At 36.5% G+C, this 288-nt stretch carries 1 protein-coding gene; it reads right to left on the bottom strand.

The features are described from left to right. A partial coding sequence (locus tag Q8G36_RS28745) for a cation:dicarboxylate symporter family transporter (RefSeq protein WP_305275362.1) occupies positions 1 to 288 on the bottom strand: 288 nt, incomplete at both ends.

Genomic DNA, 288 nt, shown 5'->3' with positions numbered 1-288 from the left:
TAACAAATGTAGCAATATGTTTCGGACATCCCGCTTTCTCCATTTTTTCCATGATTTTCGGAAGAACCGCTTCTGAACTTGCTGTAGAGAACGCAAGAATCAATTCTTCTTTGAGAAGTTTAATCAATGTAAAGATATTGAATCCTACAAATTTTGCAATAAGACCCAGAATGACAATTACAAAGAAAATCATGGTTCCGTAAACAGAAAGCGCTAACTTTCCTAACGGAATTAAAGATTCCAAACCGAACTTGGAGATAGTCACACCGATTAGTGCAAATACACCGA

The sequence above is a fragment of the Peribacillus frigoritolerans genome, assembly GCF_030676415.1.
In the GTDB taxonomy this organism is placed as follows: Bacteria; Bacillota; Bacilli; order Bacillales; family DSM-1321; genus Peribacillus; species Peribacillus frigoritolerans_A.
This window is presented reverse-complemented; position numbering and strand designations above follow the sequence as displayed.